General features: G+C 38.4%; 16 protein-coding genes. 3 read left to right on the top strand and 13 right to left on the bottom strand.

Annotated elements, in window-relative coordinates:
- Genes carB through IV87_RS03315 form a run of 4 tightly spaced genes read right to left on the bottom strand, consistent with a single transcriptional unit; the run spans position 1 to position 6488 of the window.
- Positions 1 to 3180, bottom strand: coding sequence for a carbamoyl-phosphate synthase large subunit (gene carB, locus IV87_RS03330; protein WP_057805492.1), 3180 nt, complete (start codon positions 3178 to 3180; stop codon positions 1 to 3).
- Complete coding sequence (locus tag IV87_RS03325) at positions 3173 to 4273, bottom strand: carbamoyl phosphate synthase small subunit (protein WP_057805491.1); 1101 nt, start codon at positions 4271 to 4273, stop codon at positions 3173 to 3175. Before IV87_RS03325 ends, carB begins: the two co-directional genes overlap by 8 nt.
- A complete protein-coding gene (locus IV87_RS03320; RefSeq protein WP_057805490.1) occupies positions 4266 to 5549 on the bottom strand; it encodes a dihydroorotase in 1284 nt (427 codons plus the stop codon). Before IV87_RS03320 ends, IV87_RS03325 begins: the two co-directional genes overlap by 8 nt.
- Before the next feature lie 15 nt (positions 5550 to 5564).
- Complete coding sequence (locus IV87_RS03315) at positions 5565 to 6488, bottom strand: aspartate carbamoyltransferase catalytic subunit (RefSeq protein ID WP_057805489.1); 924 nt, start codon at positions 6486 to 6488, stop codon at positions 5565 to 5567.
- A gap of 583 nt (positions 6489 to 7071) precedes the next feature.
- On the opposite strand from IV87_RS03315, the gene IV87_RS03310 reads away from it, so the two are divergent.
- On the top strand, positions 7072 to 7623 hold the full coding sequence (locus tag IV87_RS03310) for a YiiX/YebB-like N1pC/P60 family cysteine hydrolase (RefSeq protein ID WP_057805488.1): 552 nt from the start codon (positions 7072 to 7074) through the stop codon (positions 7621 to 7623).
- Positions 7624 to 7717: 94 nt separating this feature from the next.
- On the opposite strand, the gene IV87_RS03305 is transcribed toward IV87_RS03310, so the two are convergent.
- Entirely contained in the window at positions 7718 to 8569 is an 852-nt protein-coding gene (locus IV87_RS03305; RefSeq protein ID WP_057805487.1) for a hypothetical protein, read from the bottom strand.
- A gap of 135 nt (positions 8570 to 8704) precedes the next feature.
- Positions 8705 to 9118, bottom strand: a complete 414-nt coding sequence (locus tag IV87_RS03300; RefSeq protein ID WP_057805486.1) for a MarR family winged helix-turn-helix transcriptional regulator — start codon at positions 9116 to 9118, stop codon at positions 8705 to 8707.
- 75 nt (positions 9119 to 9193) lie between these two features.
- Here IV87_RS03300 and IV87_RS03295 point away from each other — a divergent pair, with 75 nt between their 5' ends.
- On the top strand, positions 9194 to 9634 hold the full coding sequence (locus tag IV87_RS03295; protein WP_057805485.1) for a GNAT family N-acetyltransferase: 441 nt from the start codon (positions 9194 to 9196) through the stop codon (positions 9632 to 9634).
- Positions 9635 to 9772: 138 nt separating this feature from the next.
- Positions 9773 to 9994 carry a hypothetical protein gene (locus tag IV87_RS03290; protein WP_057805484.1) on the top strand — a complete coding sequence of 74 codons (222 nt, stop codon included), beginning with the start codon at positions 9773 to 9775 and terminating at the stop codon, positions 9992 to 9994.
- A 319-nt stretch (positions 9995 to 10313) separates the two neighbouring features.
- Here the strand turns inward: IV87_RS03290 and IV87_RS03285 are convergent, their stop codons facing one another.
- From IV87_RS03285 to IV87_RS03255, 7 genes are all read right to left on the bottom strand, one after another.
- On the bottom strand, positions 10314 to 10517 hold the full coding sequence (locus IV87_RS03285) for a hypothetical protein (RefSeq protein WP_057805483.1): 204 nt from the start codon (positions 10515 to 10517) through the stop codon (positions 10314 to 10316).
- 107 nt (positions 10518 to 10624) lie between these two features.
- The gene (locus IV87_RS03280; RefSeq protein ID WP_057805482.1) at positions 10625 to 11527 is read right to left on the bottom strand and encodes an alpha/beta hydrolase; all 903 of its coding nucleotides are present in this window, start codon (positions 11525 to 11527) and stop codon (positions 10625 to 10627) included.
- A gap of 142 nt (positions 11528 to 11669) precedes the next feature.
- Positions 11670 to 11999 carry a hypothetical protein gene (locus tag IV87_RS03275; protein WP_057805481.1) on the bottom strand — a complete coding sequence of 110 codons (330 nt, stop codon included), beginning with the start codon at positions 11997 to 11999 and terminating at the stop codon, positions 11670 to 11672.
- 178 nt (positions 12000 to 12177) lie between these two features.
- Positions 12178 to 13818 carry a peptide ABC transporter substrate-binding protein gene (locus tag IV87_RS03270; protein WP_057805480.1) on the bottom strand — a complete coding sequence of 547 codons (1641 nt, stop codon included), beginning with the start codon at positions 13816 to 13818 and terminating at the stop codon, positions 12178 to 12180.
- 319 nt (positions 13819 to 14137) lie between these two features.
- Complete coding sequence (gene menC / locus IV87_RS03265) at positions 14138 to 15241, bottom strand: o-succinylbenzoate synthase (protein ID WP_057805479.1); 1104 nt, start codon at positions 15239 to 15241, stop codon at positions 14138 to 14140.
- Positions 15242 to 15243: 2 nt separating this feature from the next.
- Positions 15244 to 16503 (bottom strand): MFS transporter, encoded by a 1260-nt coding sequence (locus IV87_RS03260; protein WP_057805478.1) that lies wholly within the window; start codon positions 16501 to 16503, stop codon positions 15244 to 15246.
- 14 nt (positions 16504 to 16517) lie between these two features.
- Positions 16518 to 17867, bottom strand: coding sequence for a M20/M25/M40 family metallo-hydrolase (locus IV87_RS03255; RefSeq protein ID WP_057805477.1), 1350 nt, complete (start codon positions 17865 to 17867; stop codon positions 16518 to 16520).
- Between the last annotated feature and the right edge of the window lie 74 nt (positions 17868 to 17941).

Here is a 17941-nt window from a genome sequence, read left to right as displayed (position 1 = left end):
TTATATGGCTTGAATTAAGTAAGCTTGGCTCTGTAGCATCGTGACCACTGCTGATAAAGTATCTAATGAAGTTAAAACCAGAATTTCATGACTAATTGCCAGCGCCCGAATCTTGGTATCATCATTAACGGACTCCATGTTGTCATCCACCGTATTCACCACTAACTGAATTTTTTGTTCGGTTAACAGTCGCGCGATTTGTGGCGAATTGGCACTCAATTTTTCAACCCGTTGTTTAACTAACACGCCTCGTTCTGATAGATACTGGGCGGTTCCTTCGGTTGCAAACAAGTTAAATCCTAACTGAACTAACTGGCGAGCTAATTCTGTTGCCTGTGGTTTTTCCGCATCCCGCACCGTCATCAAAATATTTCCGTGCGCTGGCAAATGCACGCCACTTGCTTCAAAGGCCTTATACAAAGCTTTTTCAAAGGAACAATCACTTCCCATAACTTCACCGGTTGATTTCATCTCTGGTCCAAGTAAACTATCTACCTGATTTAATTTACTAAAAGAGAAAATTGGCGCCTTAACATGCACTAGTTTGGATGGGGCCTGAATACCAGTTTGATAACCTAGTTGCGCTAATTTTTCACCCATAATTACCTGGGTTGCCAACTGAGTCATCGGAATTTTTGTTGTTTTACTCAAGAATGGCACCGTTCGACTAGCACGGGGATTCACCTCAATGACATAGGCTTGTTCATGATGAATCACAAACTGCACATTCATCAAGCCAAAGCAATTCAGCGCATGTGCCAACTGAATGGTGGCTTGTTCAATCTGGTTAATCACTGCTGGTGACAAGGTTTGCGGTGGATAAACCGCCATCGAATCACCAGAATGAATGCCTGCCCGTTCAATGTGTTCCATGATTCCCGGAATCACAACCGTCTCACCGTCACAAATGGCATCCACTTCGCATTCTTTTCCAACTAAATACCGATCCAACAAAACTGGGTGTTCGTGTGAAACCTCAATGGCAGCATGCATATAATGATTTAATTCTTCATCGTTATGCACAATCTCCATTGCCCAACCACCCAGCACATAGCTAGGGCGGACTAACAGTGGGTACCCAATTTTTCTGCCAATGATAAGTGCTTCGTCATTGGTCGTTGCGGTATCTCCTAATGGTTGTGGAATCTTCAATTCTTCAATAATTTGGTTAAATTGATCACGATCTTCTGCACGGTTCACATCAGCCACAGCCGTGCCTAAAATTTTAACGCCATGGTCGGCTAGCGGTTTAGCCAGATTGATCGCGGTTTGTCCACCAAATTGAACAATCACACCAAGTGGTTTTTCTAGATCAACAACATTTAAAACATCTTCCAAAGTTAATGGTTCAAAGTAGAGTTTGTCTGAAATCGAAAAATCCGTTGAAACTGTTTCAGGATTGTTATTCATGATAATTGCACGATAACCGGCGGCCTTGAGCGTTTGCACACAGTGAACGGTGGCATAGTCAAACTCAATTCCCTGCCCGATTCGAATGGGCCCCGCACCGATAACCATGACCGTTGGTTGCTCACTAGGTTGACTTTCATTTTCTGTTTCATAGGTACTGTAAAAGTAAGGTGTGTGTGATTCAAACTCGGCGGCACAGGTATCCACCATTTTATAAACTGGCCAAATTTGATTAACCTGCCGTAATTTTCTAATTTCATCGGCAGTTTGATCCCATGCCTTACCAATAATGACATCTGTAAATCCATTTTGTTTGGCAAGCTTGAGAGTTGCTAAATTGTTAGATTGTTGCTGTAAAAAGCCTTCAATTTCTAAAATGTGACTTAATTTATCCAAGAAAAACTCGTCAATTTTAGTTAATTCATGAATTTCAGCAACTGACCATTGGCGACGTAAAGCTTCCATGACACAGAACAAAAGATCATCGCGCGCATGCACCAATCTTTCTGTTAGTTGTTGTTCAGTGAGTTTGGTTAGTGCCGGCGAACCCATTAAGTTTTCACCAATTTCAAGTGAGCGGACTGCTTTTTGCGTAGCTTCTTCAATATTGCGACCAATGGCCATTACTTCGCCAGTGGCCTTCATTTGTGTTCCTAACAATCGATCAGCATGATTGAATTTATCAAATGGCCAGCGCGGAATTTTGCAAACGACATAATCCAGTGCGGGTTCAAAAGCAGCAAAGGTGGTTTGTGTAACTGGATTTTTAATTTCATCCAGAGTTAACCCAACCGCAATTTCTGCGGCTAGTTTGGCAATTGGATATCCGGTGGCCTTAGAAGCCAGTGCTGACGAACGACTCACTCGGGGATTAACCTCAATAATGTAATACTGATAACTATGAGGATCTAAAGCTAGTTGAACATTACACCCACCCTCAATTTTCAAGGCCGAGATAAGCTTTAAAGAAACATCCCGAAGCATTTGATATTCCCGATCCGACAAGGTCTGCACGGGCGCATAGACAATTGAATCTCCTGTATGAATACCAACGGGATCGAAGTTTTCCATTGAACACACAACCATGGTGTTGTCGTTGCGATCTCGCATCACCTCAAACTCAATTTCCTTAAAGCCGGCAATACTTTGTTCAATCAAAACTTGTGTAATGGGTGATAAGTCCAACCCGTTTTCAGCAATTTTAGTCAACTCAGTCATATTTTCAGCAATGCCACCGCCCGTTCCTCCTAGTGTATAAGCGGGACGGATGATAACTGGGAACCCGATCTTTTCACTAAATGCTTGGGCCTGTTTAACGGTGGTAACGGTCTGAGACTTTGGGACTGGTTCACCGAGTTTTTGCATCAGTTCTTTAAACTGTTCACGATCCTCGGCTTGATTAATAGAGTGTAAACTTGTTCCCAACAGTTCGATATTAAAGTCCTTCAATACTCCGGCTTCGGCTAATTGTTTCGCAAGATTTAAGCCGGTTTGCCCACCGACTGTTGGTAAAATGGCATCTGGGCGCTCTTTTCTAATAACTCGACTGACAAATTCTAGGGTCAAAGGTTCAATGTACACTTGATCCGCAATTTCTGGATCAGTCATAATGGTAGCCGGATTAGAATTAACAAGCACCACTTCATAACCTTCTGCTTTTAAGGCGAGACAGGCTTGTGAACCCGAATAATCAAACTCAGCGGCCTGACTAATAATGATCGGACCAGAACCAATGACTAAAATCTTATGAATATCTTGACGCTTAGGCATGTGTGCTTATCCTCCTTTGACGTTGAAAACTTTCAATATTATCTAAGAACTCATCAAAAAGGTAACTTGCATCATGGGGACCAGGAGCGGCATCAGGATGAAACTGAACTGAAAAGGCCGGATATTTTTTATGCCGCAAGCCTTCAATGGTTTGATCATTAATTTCTTGGTGGGTGACCAATAAATCAGTTTGTTGCACAGACGCTGCATCCACCGCGTAACCATGATTCTGGGCCGTAAAATCAATCCGATTTGTCGCAATTTCGCGAACAGGATGATTAAAACCCCGATGGCCAAATTTCATCTTATAAGTATCAGCACCATTGGCAAGCGCAAAAAGTTGATGCCCCAAACAAATACCGAAGAGCGGAACCGTTTTTTCAACCGTCCGAATCATCGCGAGTGCAGTTGGCACGTCTTTAGGATCACCAGGGCCGTTACTTAACAAAACGCCGTCTGGTTGATAGTTTAAAACCTGTTGGGCGGTTGCAGTTGCCGGCAATACTGTGACATTACATTGCCGTTGCGCTAATTCGCGAAGAATACTGTGTTTCAAGCCAAAATCGATCACAACAATTCGTTTGCCTGAATTTGGATTTGGATACGCATTTTGGGTAGTACTCTGAGTCACCAAATCCGGTGAAGTTTTTTTGACGTCACTTTGTAAGAATGCTTGCGCTTGTTCTAAAGTATTAACCAACGCTGCTTTCATCGTGCCTTGAACCCTCACAATTTTGGTTAGTTCACGCGTATCAATGCCCGCGATTCCGGGAATATGATGCTGTTTTAAAAACTCATCCAAATTCATTTGACTGCGCCAGTTACTAACCTTGCGCGCGAGCTCATGGACAACCACCCCTGCTGTTCTGGGAGTCACCGACTCATCATCATCAAAATTAATGCCATAATTGCCAATTAACGGATAGGTAAACATTAAAATTTCTCCATTATAGGATTGATCGGTGATTGATTCTTGATAACCGGTCATGCCAGTGTTAAAAACTAATTCACCGATACAGTTCACTTCTCCACCAAATGCGGTTCCCTCATAAATTCCGCCATCTGCTAACACTAAATATCGTTTTTTAATCATTATCTTGTTTCCTCCGATAGGCAACCTTTCCATCAACCAGCGTTAATACTGTTGATCCAATCACGCTCTCGCCAATAAACGGCGAATTGTGCCCTTTCGATAAAAAATTGGTTTCTTTAATGGATACTTGCCGATCTAAATCAAAAACCGCAATGTCCGCTGAATCGCCGACTTTAAGTTGACCCGCATTTTGTAACTGAAACAATTTTTTAGGCGCTGTACTCATCCAATTAATTAAATTTGCCAGTGGCCAAATACCAGTTTTAACAAATTTGGTATACAACAATGCAAACGCAGTCTCTGATCCGACAATGCCATTCGGTGAGCTCAAAATTCCTAATTCTTTGTCTGTTTCTGTGTGTGGGGCGTGATCGGTTGCAATCATGTCAATTGTGCCATCCAGCAACCCGGCGACACACGCCAATCGATCTGCGGCACTACGGAGAGGTGGATTCATTTTAAATTGGGCGGCATGCTCAGCTTTAATCATGGTGTCATCCAGCAAAAGATGATGTGGGGTTACCTCGCAGGTCACATTGACACCTTGAGCCTTGGCAACTCGAATTAAATTAATACTCTCTTTAGTCGATACATGACAAACATGGTAATGAACGCCTGTACTAGCTGCCAACACCAAGTTGCGGGCAATTTGAGCAGTTTCACTCACATTATTCACACCTGGAACTTTAAATCTTTGCGCAGCCGCGCCAGCGTTAAGCACCCCACCATTAGTCAAAGTCATATCCTGTGCATGATCACACAATGGTAATTGTAATTTGGCAAGCTTTTGCATAGCATTTAACATCACATTTGCGTTTTCAATCCCGGCACCATCATCACTAAACGCAAATGCCCCTGCGTTAGCTAATTGTGCGAAATCGACTATTTCATGACCCGCACGCTTTTTGGTAACCGGTGCGTACTGTTTAATTTTTACGGGTGTCTGCTGATTCAATTCCAATTGATGTTTAAATCGTGCCGGTGTGTCAGGTGTAGGGTTTAAATTTGCCATTGCCCCGATCGTTGTAAACCCACCATGAACAGCTGCAGCTCCACCCGTACGAATGGTTTCTTTATTCGTAAATCCTGGTTCACGTAAATGCACATGCAGATCAATTAAACCTGGCGAAATGAACGCATGCTGTAAATCAATGACTTCGTCTGCTTGATTAGTTGCACCATTTAGTTCCTGAATACGACCATTTACAATTAAAATCTGGAGTGGAACCAACTTATGCTCAACAAAACCCACGCCATTTTTTAATAATAGTGTCATTGCTGTTCAGCTCCCCTACAAAAGTTTTTGATACCGTAATAGACTACTCAAAATTGCCATTCGTACGAATACGCCATTCTTCATTTGTGTAAAAATTCTGGAGTGCGGACTTTCAACCAGTTCATCATCAATTTCAACACCGCGGTTGACGGGAGCTGGATGTAAGATAATGGCATCCGGTTTTAATACTTTAATTCGATTTGAAGTAATGCCAAATTGTTTACGATAGGCCTGCTCATCAAACTGACTGTTGGAACTTCCAGAAAGTCGTTCATGTTGCACACGCAAAATGTTGATGACGTCCATTTTGGGTAAGAGTTCCGTAAAACTACCGAACTTTCCGTAACGTTCAAGTTGCGGATCAAACCATTCTTCAGGACCGGAGAAGTAAACTTCAGCTCCCAATCGAGATAACATTTCCGCATTTGATCTTGCCACCCGCGAATGGCGGATATCGCCATTGATTAAAACTTTCAGTCCTTTAAAATGTTCAAATTGTTCATAAATGGTCATCATATCAAGTAGACATTGTGAGGGATGTTGACCAGAGCCATCACCGGCGTTAGCAATTCCAATTTTCAAATTAGGAGCTTCTACTAATCCTTGATAGTAATTGTTTTGTGAGTGGCGAATCACGGCAATGTTGACGCCGATTTCTTCAATGGTTCGTAAGGTATCATACAGGCTTTCTCCCTTATTAACCGAACTAGTTGCGGCATTAAAATTTAGCACCTGCATGCCTAATTTCATTTCTGCCATCTGAAAACTGGTTTTAGTCCTGGTAGAATCTTCGAAAAATAAATTCATTGCATACGCTGGTTTTAACAAGTGAACCTGTTTACCTGCTTTAAATGCCTGTGCCTCATGAATGAAATCTAACGCATCGTCTGCTGTTAATTGATCAATCGAAACTAAATTTGCCTGTATTTGTTCTACCATGCTGTTTCTTCCTTTCGTTTCTACATAAAAAAGCACTTAGTTAACCGTTTTCTGATTAACTAAGTGCTTTAGCTTGTGTTGTAGATTCTCCGCAAGAGCTTATGCGAAGACTTTACTGCACCGTTTTGTTCTCTCAGGAAACAATTAAATGGTTCAGTGACATTATTTAATTTTAAAAAAGATCCCTTAGTCGTTAAGCCAAGGGGTCTTCCTGTTGCTTTCATCGGAATCCTTCTTGGTCTCTCGGACTAAGTTAAAGGTCTTTATGTTGTGCTTACTTTAGTCTTAAATATGGTGAATGTCAATATAAAAAATATTTTAAGCTATGTCAGATTTTAATAGATAGTGTCTCTAAGCAGATTCGGCCTCAACTTTTAACTACTTTCTGATTCCGTTTTTGAGGTTGATTTAAAACAGTGTAGATCTCTAAATTTTCTAGAATACTGTCAACTGGTACGTCTAACTGAAGAATTTCCGATTGTTTTGTTTCAAAAAAACTTTATACTGACAATACTTGAGCTTTTTTAAATTAAATCGTTATAATTGAAATTAAATTCTACGCTCATTCAAGGAGAACTCAGTCATGTTTAAAAACGCTGATTTGTTATTTTTACAAAGTATCCCCGATAATTTTTCACAAGCCATTGTTGACAGCACCGTAACTTCAAAAAAAGTAACTTACGATCACGTTGCGCTTGTTGAAGTCACAGCTGCCAATGAAGTATTTGTTCTTCACACCTTACCGTCCACCGGAAGTATTCGTGAACCTTATTTAAGGTTTAAAACTCGCGATTGGGCACAAATCGATCTCTTTCGGGCGAATCAATCCATTGATGCTGCACAGATTATTGCTCAAGCAAAACAGCTGCTTGGTCAGCCTTATAATGACAGTTACAACCCCAATGTCCATGGCTATTACTGTGCTGATTTTGTTTATACAGCCTTTGAAAATAACCAAATTTTTAAACTCATTCCAATGAACTTCACGGATCAGAAAACCGGAATCATTTTACCATTTTGGGTCGATTATTATGCACAATTAGGTGTTCCTGTACCCAATGGCAAGTTAGGCTTAAATCCTAATGAAATGGTGCAGCAAGGAGTTTTGCATCAAATCACTAATGTTGTGTTATAAAACAAAAACAGCCTAAACATCACAACTGATTACTCAATTGTTAATTTAGACTGTTTTTTATTTTAAAATTTATTAACTTAAAGTTTTCCGTCAGTTAGTTCTTAGTTGTTGCAGGTTCTCCCGCCAATAGCCATTCTAACCGTTTCTTTTCGTTAGCTTGCCATGCAGCACTGCGACCTGCACTAGCTGGTAGTGCTTTGCCAGCTTTTAACAATGCCAATTGTTCCTCATCAGAAGCCTGAGTTAACTCATTTTTATGATTCGTTTTAATGATGGTACAAAGGCGATTACCATCTGATGCTGGCTTGCCATAATCATTAAACGTCCCACAAACACGAAAAGCAGGAAGTTTCGAGTTTAAATCTTGTGGCGTGATTTCGCGATCAAAATAATCTTTAACCATTGACATAATTAAAAGATCCAAGTTTCGTTCATCAAATGAAACCATATTATTTTCATCAATTTGGAACACATCTCGATCGTAGGCAAAACTCTTAGATTGCTTAATGGCATTGCTTTTTGCCTCAAGCGCAGGAAAACCGCCTTGCAAAATATAATAGCAATTATTATCCAGATCAGTTGCTTCTGTTAATTGAACTGAGTTTTCTGAAGAACGATTACCAACACCCTCCAAAATTTCAGCACCGACAGCGGTAATTTCAAAGCGATCTTTAAATAACTCCTCCAGCCATTCTTTGGCTTGTGTCACATCTGATAAATATTTTGATTGATCATCCCAATATTGTTCATTTGAATAGTTCTCACCCAGGTTAAACTTCTTATACAGTTTGGACCATGCTTCGATAGTTTTTACGGTTGGTACAAGCGCAATTTTTGTATAATTTGATTTCTGAATATTATTGTCCAGAAAAGTGCCTGCTGCATAGTTCCCAGCAAATTTTAAATAATCAGCCCGTTTTTTCCCAAATATTTCACTATTAGCCATACCTATTTTCCTTTCTGTATCTGCAATGATTCTGATTTCACGTTACCCGAAAAATTAACCGATTACAAGTATATATTTATTTTTTCACTTTTCATAGTTGCATTTGCAACTTATTGTGCTAAACTACATTTATATTTATAAAGCATTATAAATTTTTTCTAACGTTTTACCAAGGGTAAGCTGCTCACTTGGTGAAACGTCTTTAAGCGCATTTTGAATGTATGCTTGTTCAATCCGATATAGGTGATTATAAACTTCTTTTCCCTCTTTGGTTGGGTAAAGATTTTTAAACTTTTTATTCTGAGGATCAGTCACCTTATCGATATATCCTTCTGCAATTAATTTATTCAAGGCCCTGCTTAAAGTGGTTTTATCGACTCTAACCATTGTTACTAACGCAACTTGTGAAAGGCCTTCATTTTCGACAATTCTCATTAAATAAACAAACAAATTGTTATCCAAACCCAATTGACTGACTTGTTGATTAACACTAGTTGTTGATTGTCGTGAAATAGATCCAATCAATCTGTATAGTTTTGTACTATCCATTCATTTGCTCCTTAAAGTTGTTTAGTTGTATCTTCAACTATATTATACCTATTAATTAAAGAAAGAGGAATGTTTATGTGGCAGATCAAAAAAATTGATGAATTATCAAGTTTAGAACTATACCATCTTCTAAAACTTCGTATTGACACATTTGTCGTGGAACAAACTCGTATTTATCACGAATTGGATGATAACGACTTAATTGCTTACCACCTTTATTACCAAGACAAAACCAATTCTGATGTTCTAGCTTACGCACGTATTTTTGAAGTGGATGATCATGTTACCTTTGGCAGAGTAGTGATCACAAAGAAACTACGTGGTACTGGCATGGGTAAACAGCTCATCGAACGCATCCTTTCATTGTGTCAGGAAAAATGGCCAAACAAAGAAATTATCATTGAAGCTCAGGCTCAAGTGGCGGGTTTTTACGAAAAATTTGGTTTCAAAAAAAGCAGTGAACCATTTATTTTTGAAAGCACTCCTCACGTTGAAATGAAATATCGTGTCAATTAACTGCAAGAATTTTTCATGTAACAACCTCTTTAATTATTGAATTAGATCACAGTGTAAGGGTTTACTTTTTAAGCTTTTTATAATAGAATTTATCTGTATAAGATTTAAAATTCTAGCATAATTTAAGGAGAGAAAAATATGATTGCAGTTAATTCACCACAGAAACAAGACGATATTACCAAGCTTTTGACAGAATATGATGGCGAGTTTAAATACGAATTTGTTAAGAAAACTGGTATGAAACTCGAATTCAAAGTTACTCCTGATAATGATTTAGATGCTGCTGCAAAAACAGCAAAGGGTCTAATCAAGGGTGAAAAATGGGGTTCCGTTTTATTCTTCCAAGTTGTTGCTGAATAATATTTCTTAAATCGTTAATTAAGAAAAACTAGCTGCTAAGAAGTGCAGTTAGTTTTTTTTACCATTTTATTGCTTAAACTTTTTTCGATACTTACGAATAAATACAGCCAACTCTTTGACATCTGTAAGAGATACTTTCCAATTTTCATAGCATGGTCAATTGTATTCAATTTTATTGAGAAAATTTTTCCAATATCGATATATGAAAGCTTTTTCAATCCTAGTGAGTTCCAATCCCGGATCTCAAAATACTACTGGGCGTCCTTTATCTCCTGCTCTTCCAATAACTCCCACATAAATACTAATAATCTCATTTTATTTAATAGTCTTCAGATTCATCTTTTAACCAATTTTCAATCTTTTTTCGCGTATCTAGTTTCTCCTCAGATAGCCCTTTTATCGAATTAAGCAAGTCCTGATTAGCCCTTTGCTCTTCTGTTAATTTTAGATCAAATGGCATGTCACCTTCCGCCAGTGTTTTATCCATATTAATTTGTATTTTCTTTTTCTTTTTTACACTCATTTGAATCCTCCCCATCTTTTTGATTATAATATCTTCAGTTAACATCAACATTTGAAATTTTTCAGTTATAAACTAACTCTGACAATCAAACTGAGCCTAAAAACTATTTACTTCATCAAAGTACGCAAAAACTCTGCCTGCGCATGATTAGCGTTTGCTGCTACTGTGTCACGTTGATTCAATTGAAATACGTGTTCGCGTGGTTCTTTTTCATCACCATAAACTTTAAATTCGTGTGGAACACCCTTATCAATTAAAAACTGGTCAAAACGAACTCCCTCATCATGTAGAAAATCGTGATTAGCTGTCATGACAAAAACTGGTGGAAATTTTGAGGTAATGAATTTTTCAGTGTGTAATTGTTGATCATAGCGTTGCATCACTTCAGGCGTGTAATAGGCACTCATCAAGCTATTTTCAGGAATTGCTCCTGAGCGTTCAATGAAATAAAAGCCACTATTTAAACAACCACCACGAATTTTTAGTTTCTCACTACTTACCAAACCAAGTGCCGTGCGATACGCTTCGTTTGAATAAGCTGTTAAATACTGTTCAGCTAATGTTCCTCCCGCACTATCACCAATCACAAATACATTATCGACATCTAAATGATATTCTTCACCATGCTCTGAAATCCATTGACCAACTAATGCCGTATCTTTTAAAGCACCCGGAAATGGCGTTTTAGGAGCTAGTCGATAATTGAAATTCACCACGCCAAAACCAGCTCTTGCCCAGCCAAGACAATAATGTTGATATAGTTCTTTAGAACCATAAACGTTACCACCGCCATGAATATCAATGATTACCGGAACCTTTTGTGTGATTTCTTTTGGTGTATACACATCCAATAGGTTTTCAGCTCCGGCTGGCCCATAGCTCAAATTATCATAACGTGTGACATCTGCAAACTGGGTTGGTAACCCAGCATCTCTTTTCTCATCAGAAACTCGCCACTGATCCGTTGTCTCTTTAATAGCTTTTAGAATTGCTTGCTTTGATTCTGTCATCCTAATGCTTCCCTTCAAAAACTTTGTCCAGATACTTTATTTTAGCACCAAAATCAGAAAACGCTTTCTACAAGTAAAAAAAGCACCTCAATTTTAGAGAAATGATTAGATCTCTCTAAAATCAAAGTACTTTTTGGAAACTTTATTTAGTCTCAGAAACACCTTTTTCGACTGCATCGATTAAAGTGTCCATTTTGGTGGGCTCTTCTTCACAATCAAAAATAGCACCATGATAAATCTGGCGAATTGGATCCTTGATGTCCATATAACGACTATCAAATTTTTTCACAGTATATTTTCCGTCTGGCTCCATCAAAAAAATGGCACATCCATCGGCTTCTTTGTACCCATCACGTGTGAACGTCACAGGAAATGTACACTCTCTAAACTGGTATTTAATACCATCAGTGCGAGGGTGAGTCCTCATATTAATTTCAGACAAAAGGTTTTCAACAATGCCATCTAAAGTCATAATTCTTAAACTCCCTTTTCTCAGTAACAGAATATTCCTTTTAAAGTCTAGCACAGCCATGTGATAATAACTAACCAATTTTCACACTAACCCAAATTAACACAAAAAATCTTCAAATCCTAATGATAAACAGTCCTTATTATCATCAAGCTTTGAAGATTTTTTGTTTTCTAACTAATTATTTAACCACATAGGCCTTCTTCAAATAAGTTCCGCCATCAGTTGTTGAAACTGCATCCTTTACCTTAGGATTATGCAGATAGGTTGAAGCCCCTTGATCAATCACGGCCACACCCTGTTGTTTCATCAAAACTTTTTCGGCTTTCACATAATCGTCATACCGTGCCTGACTATTGGTTGCATCCGTTGTAATCGCAGCTTTCATATACTTGTCAAAAGTTTTATTACTGAATGACCCAAAGTTATAAGGATTACCAGTTTGTTCGAGTTGCAAAACATCCATCAAATCAAGAAAGTCAGGACTCCAGCCAGTCAACGCCATATCAAAACCAGTGTGACTCGACATCTTTGTAATTGCCGATTTCTTTGGCAAAGTACTTTCTTTTACGTCCGCTCCCTTTAGAGTTTGATTGATCTCACTTTGCATATATTCGGCAACCTGCGAGTTAGATCCTTCATCCCAACACATCAAATTGATCGTTAGCTTTGTTTTACCCAACTGTTTCATTCCTTTTGCCCAATATTTTTTAGCTAGAGTTTTATTTTGAGTTACTGAGTTGGCAACTGCCGCATCAGTTGTAAAATCAGCCCCCGTTTTTGGATTCTCAGTTAATTTAGCGGGCACAAACCCTTTTGGTGTGATTGAACCATCGGCTAACACCTTGCTAGTCACCTGCTTACGATTCAAAACAAGGGAGATGGCCTTGCGAATATTGATATTTTGCATAGCTTTATTCTTAAAATTGTAAACGGCATAAGTCATTGAATTTGCCGTTGAGGAATAGAAATCTTTATTGTTCTTTTCTTGTGTGGCTTGTTCACCTGACAACGAGATATCATCCAACTTCTTAACTTGATACAGATTAAGCGCTGTGCTGGAATTTTGTACCACCTGCATATTAACAGTGGTCAAATGCACCGTCTTTTTATCCCAATAGTTTGTATTTTTCTTTAGTTTCCAAGTTAAATTGCTACCCGTCCAACCTTTTTGAACAAATGGCCCGTTATAAACGGTTTTATCACTTGATGTGCCATAAGATTTACCATACTTTTCAACCACTTTTTTATCCTGTGGGAAAAATGCAGGTAAAGCCGTCATTTGTTTTAGATAAGGTGCCGGTTTCGCTAAAGTAACTTTAAAAGTTGTTTTGTTCACAGCCTTAACACCTAACGTTTTGACACTCTTTTTCCCATTCATGATTGCATTTGCATTTTTAATTGGTGCAAATAAAAACGCATTGGGTGCCTTCGTAGTCGGATTAACACTTCTTCGCCAGCCATAAACAAAGTTCTGGGCTGTTACCGGATCTCCATTACTCCACTTCATCCCCTTATGAATTGTGAACGTATAGGTCATTCCATCCTTGCTAACGATTGTTTTACTAGCTGCTTCGGGCATTAACTTACCCGTTTTGTTGGGGTGATAAAGTCCTTCGTTGGTGTTTTCCAATTGAGCAAGTGAAGTTGAATCATCCGCAAGTGATGGATCCATCGTTTCTACCTCAGTATTGGCCATTAGATTGTAAGTTTGCTTAGTTGCATAGTCGTGAGTCCCCGCACTGGCACTCTTACTTCCACATCCTGCCAACACGGTGGCTGCAATTAGAAACAAAACTGAAACTTTCCATTTTTTATTCATAAAATCTGCTCCCTTTTTCGTAATTAGATAAAAAAATACCCGCCACACTTCTTACGAAGCACAGCGGGTAACTCAATTATCCTTTTTTATCGAGACGCCAAAAAATTATTAGCTAAGGATTGAAGTCACAGAACTGTGCGCTTTAATTAATAAGCTAATAATGACTAAATTACTTAAAATAGCTTTAACAAAACTTGTCATGTGACTTCATCCCTTTCGACTTGATGAGGTTAATTATAAGAGTTGATTATTAAAAGTCAACACTTTTTTTAATTTATTTTTAATGTGAAACAAAATGATTCTTAATTCAGTGGTGACATTAAACCCTTGCCGATTTAATTGTAAACCGATCCAAATTTCCTCGGTTAATATCGTATCCGAGTCCTTCTTTTGCGGAAACATCAACAAATGTTCCGTCTAATGCAATTGTGGGTTCGATAATGTCGTCTGCATAATAACGTTTTGAAGCAGCAATATCATTCGGTAATGTATATCCTGATAAAGTGGCAATTGCAATGTTACCTGCTCGCGCAATTCCTGAATCCAACATGCCACCACACCAACATTCAATACCATTTTCTTGCGCATAGGTTTGAATTTGTTTTGCGATGGTTAAGCCACCCAATCGGGCAACCTTAATATTGATAATTCTTCCACTCTTCAATTGCACCATTTTACGAGCATCATCTAAAGAAGTCACACTTTCATCCAAACAAATACTTGTTTTTAATTGTGCTTGCAGCGTAGCATGATCCACTAAATCTCCCGGTTCAAGCGGTTGTTCAATCATAATTAAATTCAGATCATCAAGCTTTTTTAACATTTTCACATCAGCTAACCGGTAAGCAGAATTAGCATCGGCCATCAACATCGTATCTGGAAACTTTTCTCTAACCGCAGCAATATATTCATAATCTTTGCCTGGTTTAATTTTCATTTTGATACGTCGATAACCATCCTGAAGATAACCTTCAACAACTTTTACCAATTGCTCTGGAGAATCCTGCACACCAATGCTAACTCCAGTTTCTACTTTATCTCGTTTACCACCTAACGCTTGTGCTAAAGTTTGATGATGTTGTTTGGCGTAAATATCCCAAAGTGCACAGTTAATCGCGGCTTTTGACATGTTGTTTCTACGAATATCAATAACCAAATCATACAAATCATCTGGATGCGTGAGTTCCTTATTCATTATTCTTGGTAAAAGTTGCTTGATTATTAACTCCCAGCTACCATCCCGAAATTCTTCATTATAAAATGGCTGATCAAACGCAGATGACTCACCATAGCCTACTGTGCCATCTTGATCATGTAGCTCCAAAATAATACATTTTTTACTAGTCATTCTAGTAAAACTAGTTTCAAACGGTGTTTTAAGTGGAATATCCACTTTTCTAATAAAAGCACTTACTATTTTCATGTCTAATCTTCACTTTCTTGGCTTGCAACAACATTTTCTTTATATCTTTCAATATTTTTTTCGTTAAATGTCAGTGATGTGATAAAAGCAACTCCTGCTGCAACTACTAAAAACAGAAAGGCTGCACTATAAGATCCACCAAATAGTTGTACCAAGAAGCCAATCAAAATAGGCGCAATAAACCCAGCCAATTGGCCACCAAAATTCACAATTCCAATCGAAGAACCATAAGCATTTTTTGTCATTAGTCTAGCAAAGAACGCAAAACTGCTACTAAACGCAATTGATTTAAAGAAATAAGTAATCACTTCAAACGTGATCACAGCACCGACAGATGTCGCTTTATACATACCAAACATAAAAACGGTTGCCAGTAAACTTGTCAGGGCAATTAACCATTTCTCTTTACCATCAAACCATTTGATCATGATAAAGCCACTGGCAATAGCACCGATTCCAGCTGCAATTGACGGTAAGGGAACCATCCAAGCCACTCCTGCCAAGTTAATGTGTCTAGCCTGTAATAAGTACGTTGGCATCCATGTATCCAGCCCCTTTGTAACTGAACTAAGTCCGAAAACGACAATGAAAAACTGCCAAATCATTTTATTGGTCAATACTTGTGACCAACTAACTTTTGTGTGTTTAGAATCGGTAGTTTTCGCCTTTTTTTGTTTGGGTTTCATAACGAAAAAATAAACAATTACAAACACGATTCCAATAATTCCTAATAAATGAAACGCGCTTCGCCAACCAACTGAAGCAATAATTGGGGCAATGATGACCGGCGCAATTGCAGCACCCACATAATTAGATGAAATCATGCCCGACGTGGCTTGTGAACGACTTTTATAGGAGAACTCTTCGGCTACCTGTTTCAAACTTGCTGACGGAAAGGCACCTTCTCCCAAACCAAATAGAATTCGGATGACAATAAGCGAGCCTAGCGACCAAGCAAATCCTGTAAACACAGTAAAAATTGACCACATGGTAATTGCCACAATCACCGTATTTCTTGTTCCAAATTTATCCGTTAACCAGCCACCAGGGATTTGCATCAAGGAATAACTGAAGAAAAACGCACTCGCAACAACTCCCAAAGTTGTGGTACTTAAGTTAAAGTCTTTGCCAATGTATGACAAAGCAATATTAATAGCCGATCTATCCAAAAAACAAACAATATAGGCGATATAAATTAAAATAAACGTTGCTTTTGGTTTCTTTGTTTCCGTCTGAACATTTGAAAGTGCACTATTTTCCATAGACCTTACCTCTTTTATTTAAATAAACTATTTACTAATTCATATGAAATTTTGATTCCATCAATAAAATCCTTTTTAGTCATATTTTCATTTGGCGCATGATTATGTTGATCATAATTGGCATATGGGATTGTAACCACCGGAACTTTAAGTACTTCCGTCCATACATAATTGGGTACCGTTCCAGCCATGACCGGTTCAATGACCACTGATCCAGTTGCTTTTTTAATGATCGCAGCAAAAGTGTCAATCAGTGACTTAGATAAGTCCGAGGTACTAGGTGGAATTGCGCCTAAACAGTTAATTGAAACTTCGCCACTTTGAATTTCAGCTGCTAAGACTGTTTCCAGTCCTTTGCGAATTATTTCAATATTTTGGTTACCCACTAACCGACAATCAATCTTAACGTTAGCTTGATGTGGAATAACCGTCTTCAATCCTTTGCCAGTATAGCCACCATTAATTCCCGCAATATTAAACGTCGGTTGATACATTAATCGTTGATAAAACTCCATTTTGTCTGGGATCGTTTTCAAACCCATTTGAGAACTGATCTGCTCTTTATCAAAAGGTAGTGCTTCTAATAAATCTGTTTTAATTTCTTTTCCTTGAGGCACACCCTGGTAAAAATTAGGAATCAAAACGCGCTGTTCGTCAAAATCATATAATTTTCTTAAAACGGCAACCAATTTAATGGCTGCACTAGTCATAATGTTGCCAGCATTACCAGAATGATTATCATTTTCACCCGTTTTCGTGATTAATTCGAAACCAAAAAGACCCCGATTACCAAGTCTAACCACATGTTCGTCATTTTGATTAATGGAACCATCTACGACCACCGCTAACTCCACTTGCTTCAATAGTGTCTCATGCAAACTTGAGACCGTTGTTTTTAAATTGACGCTCCCACGTTCCTCTTCACCTTCTACTAAAAAAGCCACATTGAATGGTAACGTTCCATGTAATTGAATATATGTATAGATGCCTAAAATTTGGGCCATCAACTGACCTTTATTGTCACCCACACCACGACCAAAATATCTTGCATTCTTCAATGTTAGTTTAAAAGGATCAGTTTCCCATAGGTCGCGCGTACCACCGGGCATTGTATCGTAATGTCCATAGAACAAAACAGTATGATTACTTGTCCCGTTAATTTGGGCAACGAGCGATGGTAGTCCGGCCGTCTTAACGAGTGTAACCTTGGCGTTTAACAATTTTTCAAAAGTAGTTTTTAAGAAATCGATACATGCCGTCATATCATCGTCCGCATTACTGACCGACCTAATCTCAACAAACTGGGTTAACAATTGTTCAAATTTTGAATAATGTGCTTTTATATATTCTGCCTCTTGTGCCATTTTTGCTTTCTCCTTTCAAATATTGCTTTTAAATTAGAACCTATCATTTTTTCTAACTTAATGTTAATAATACT

Source organism: Pediococcus ethanolidurans, assembly GCF_001437405.1.
GTDB lineage: Bacteria > Bacillota > Bacilli > Lactobacillales > Lactobacillaceae > Pediococcus > Pediococcus ethanolidurans.
This window is presented reverse-complemented; position numbering and strand designations above follow the sequence as displayed.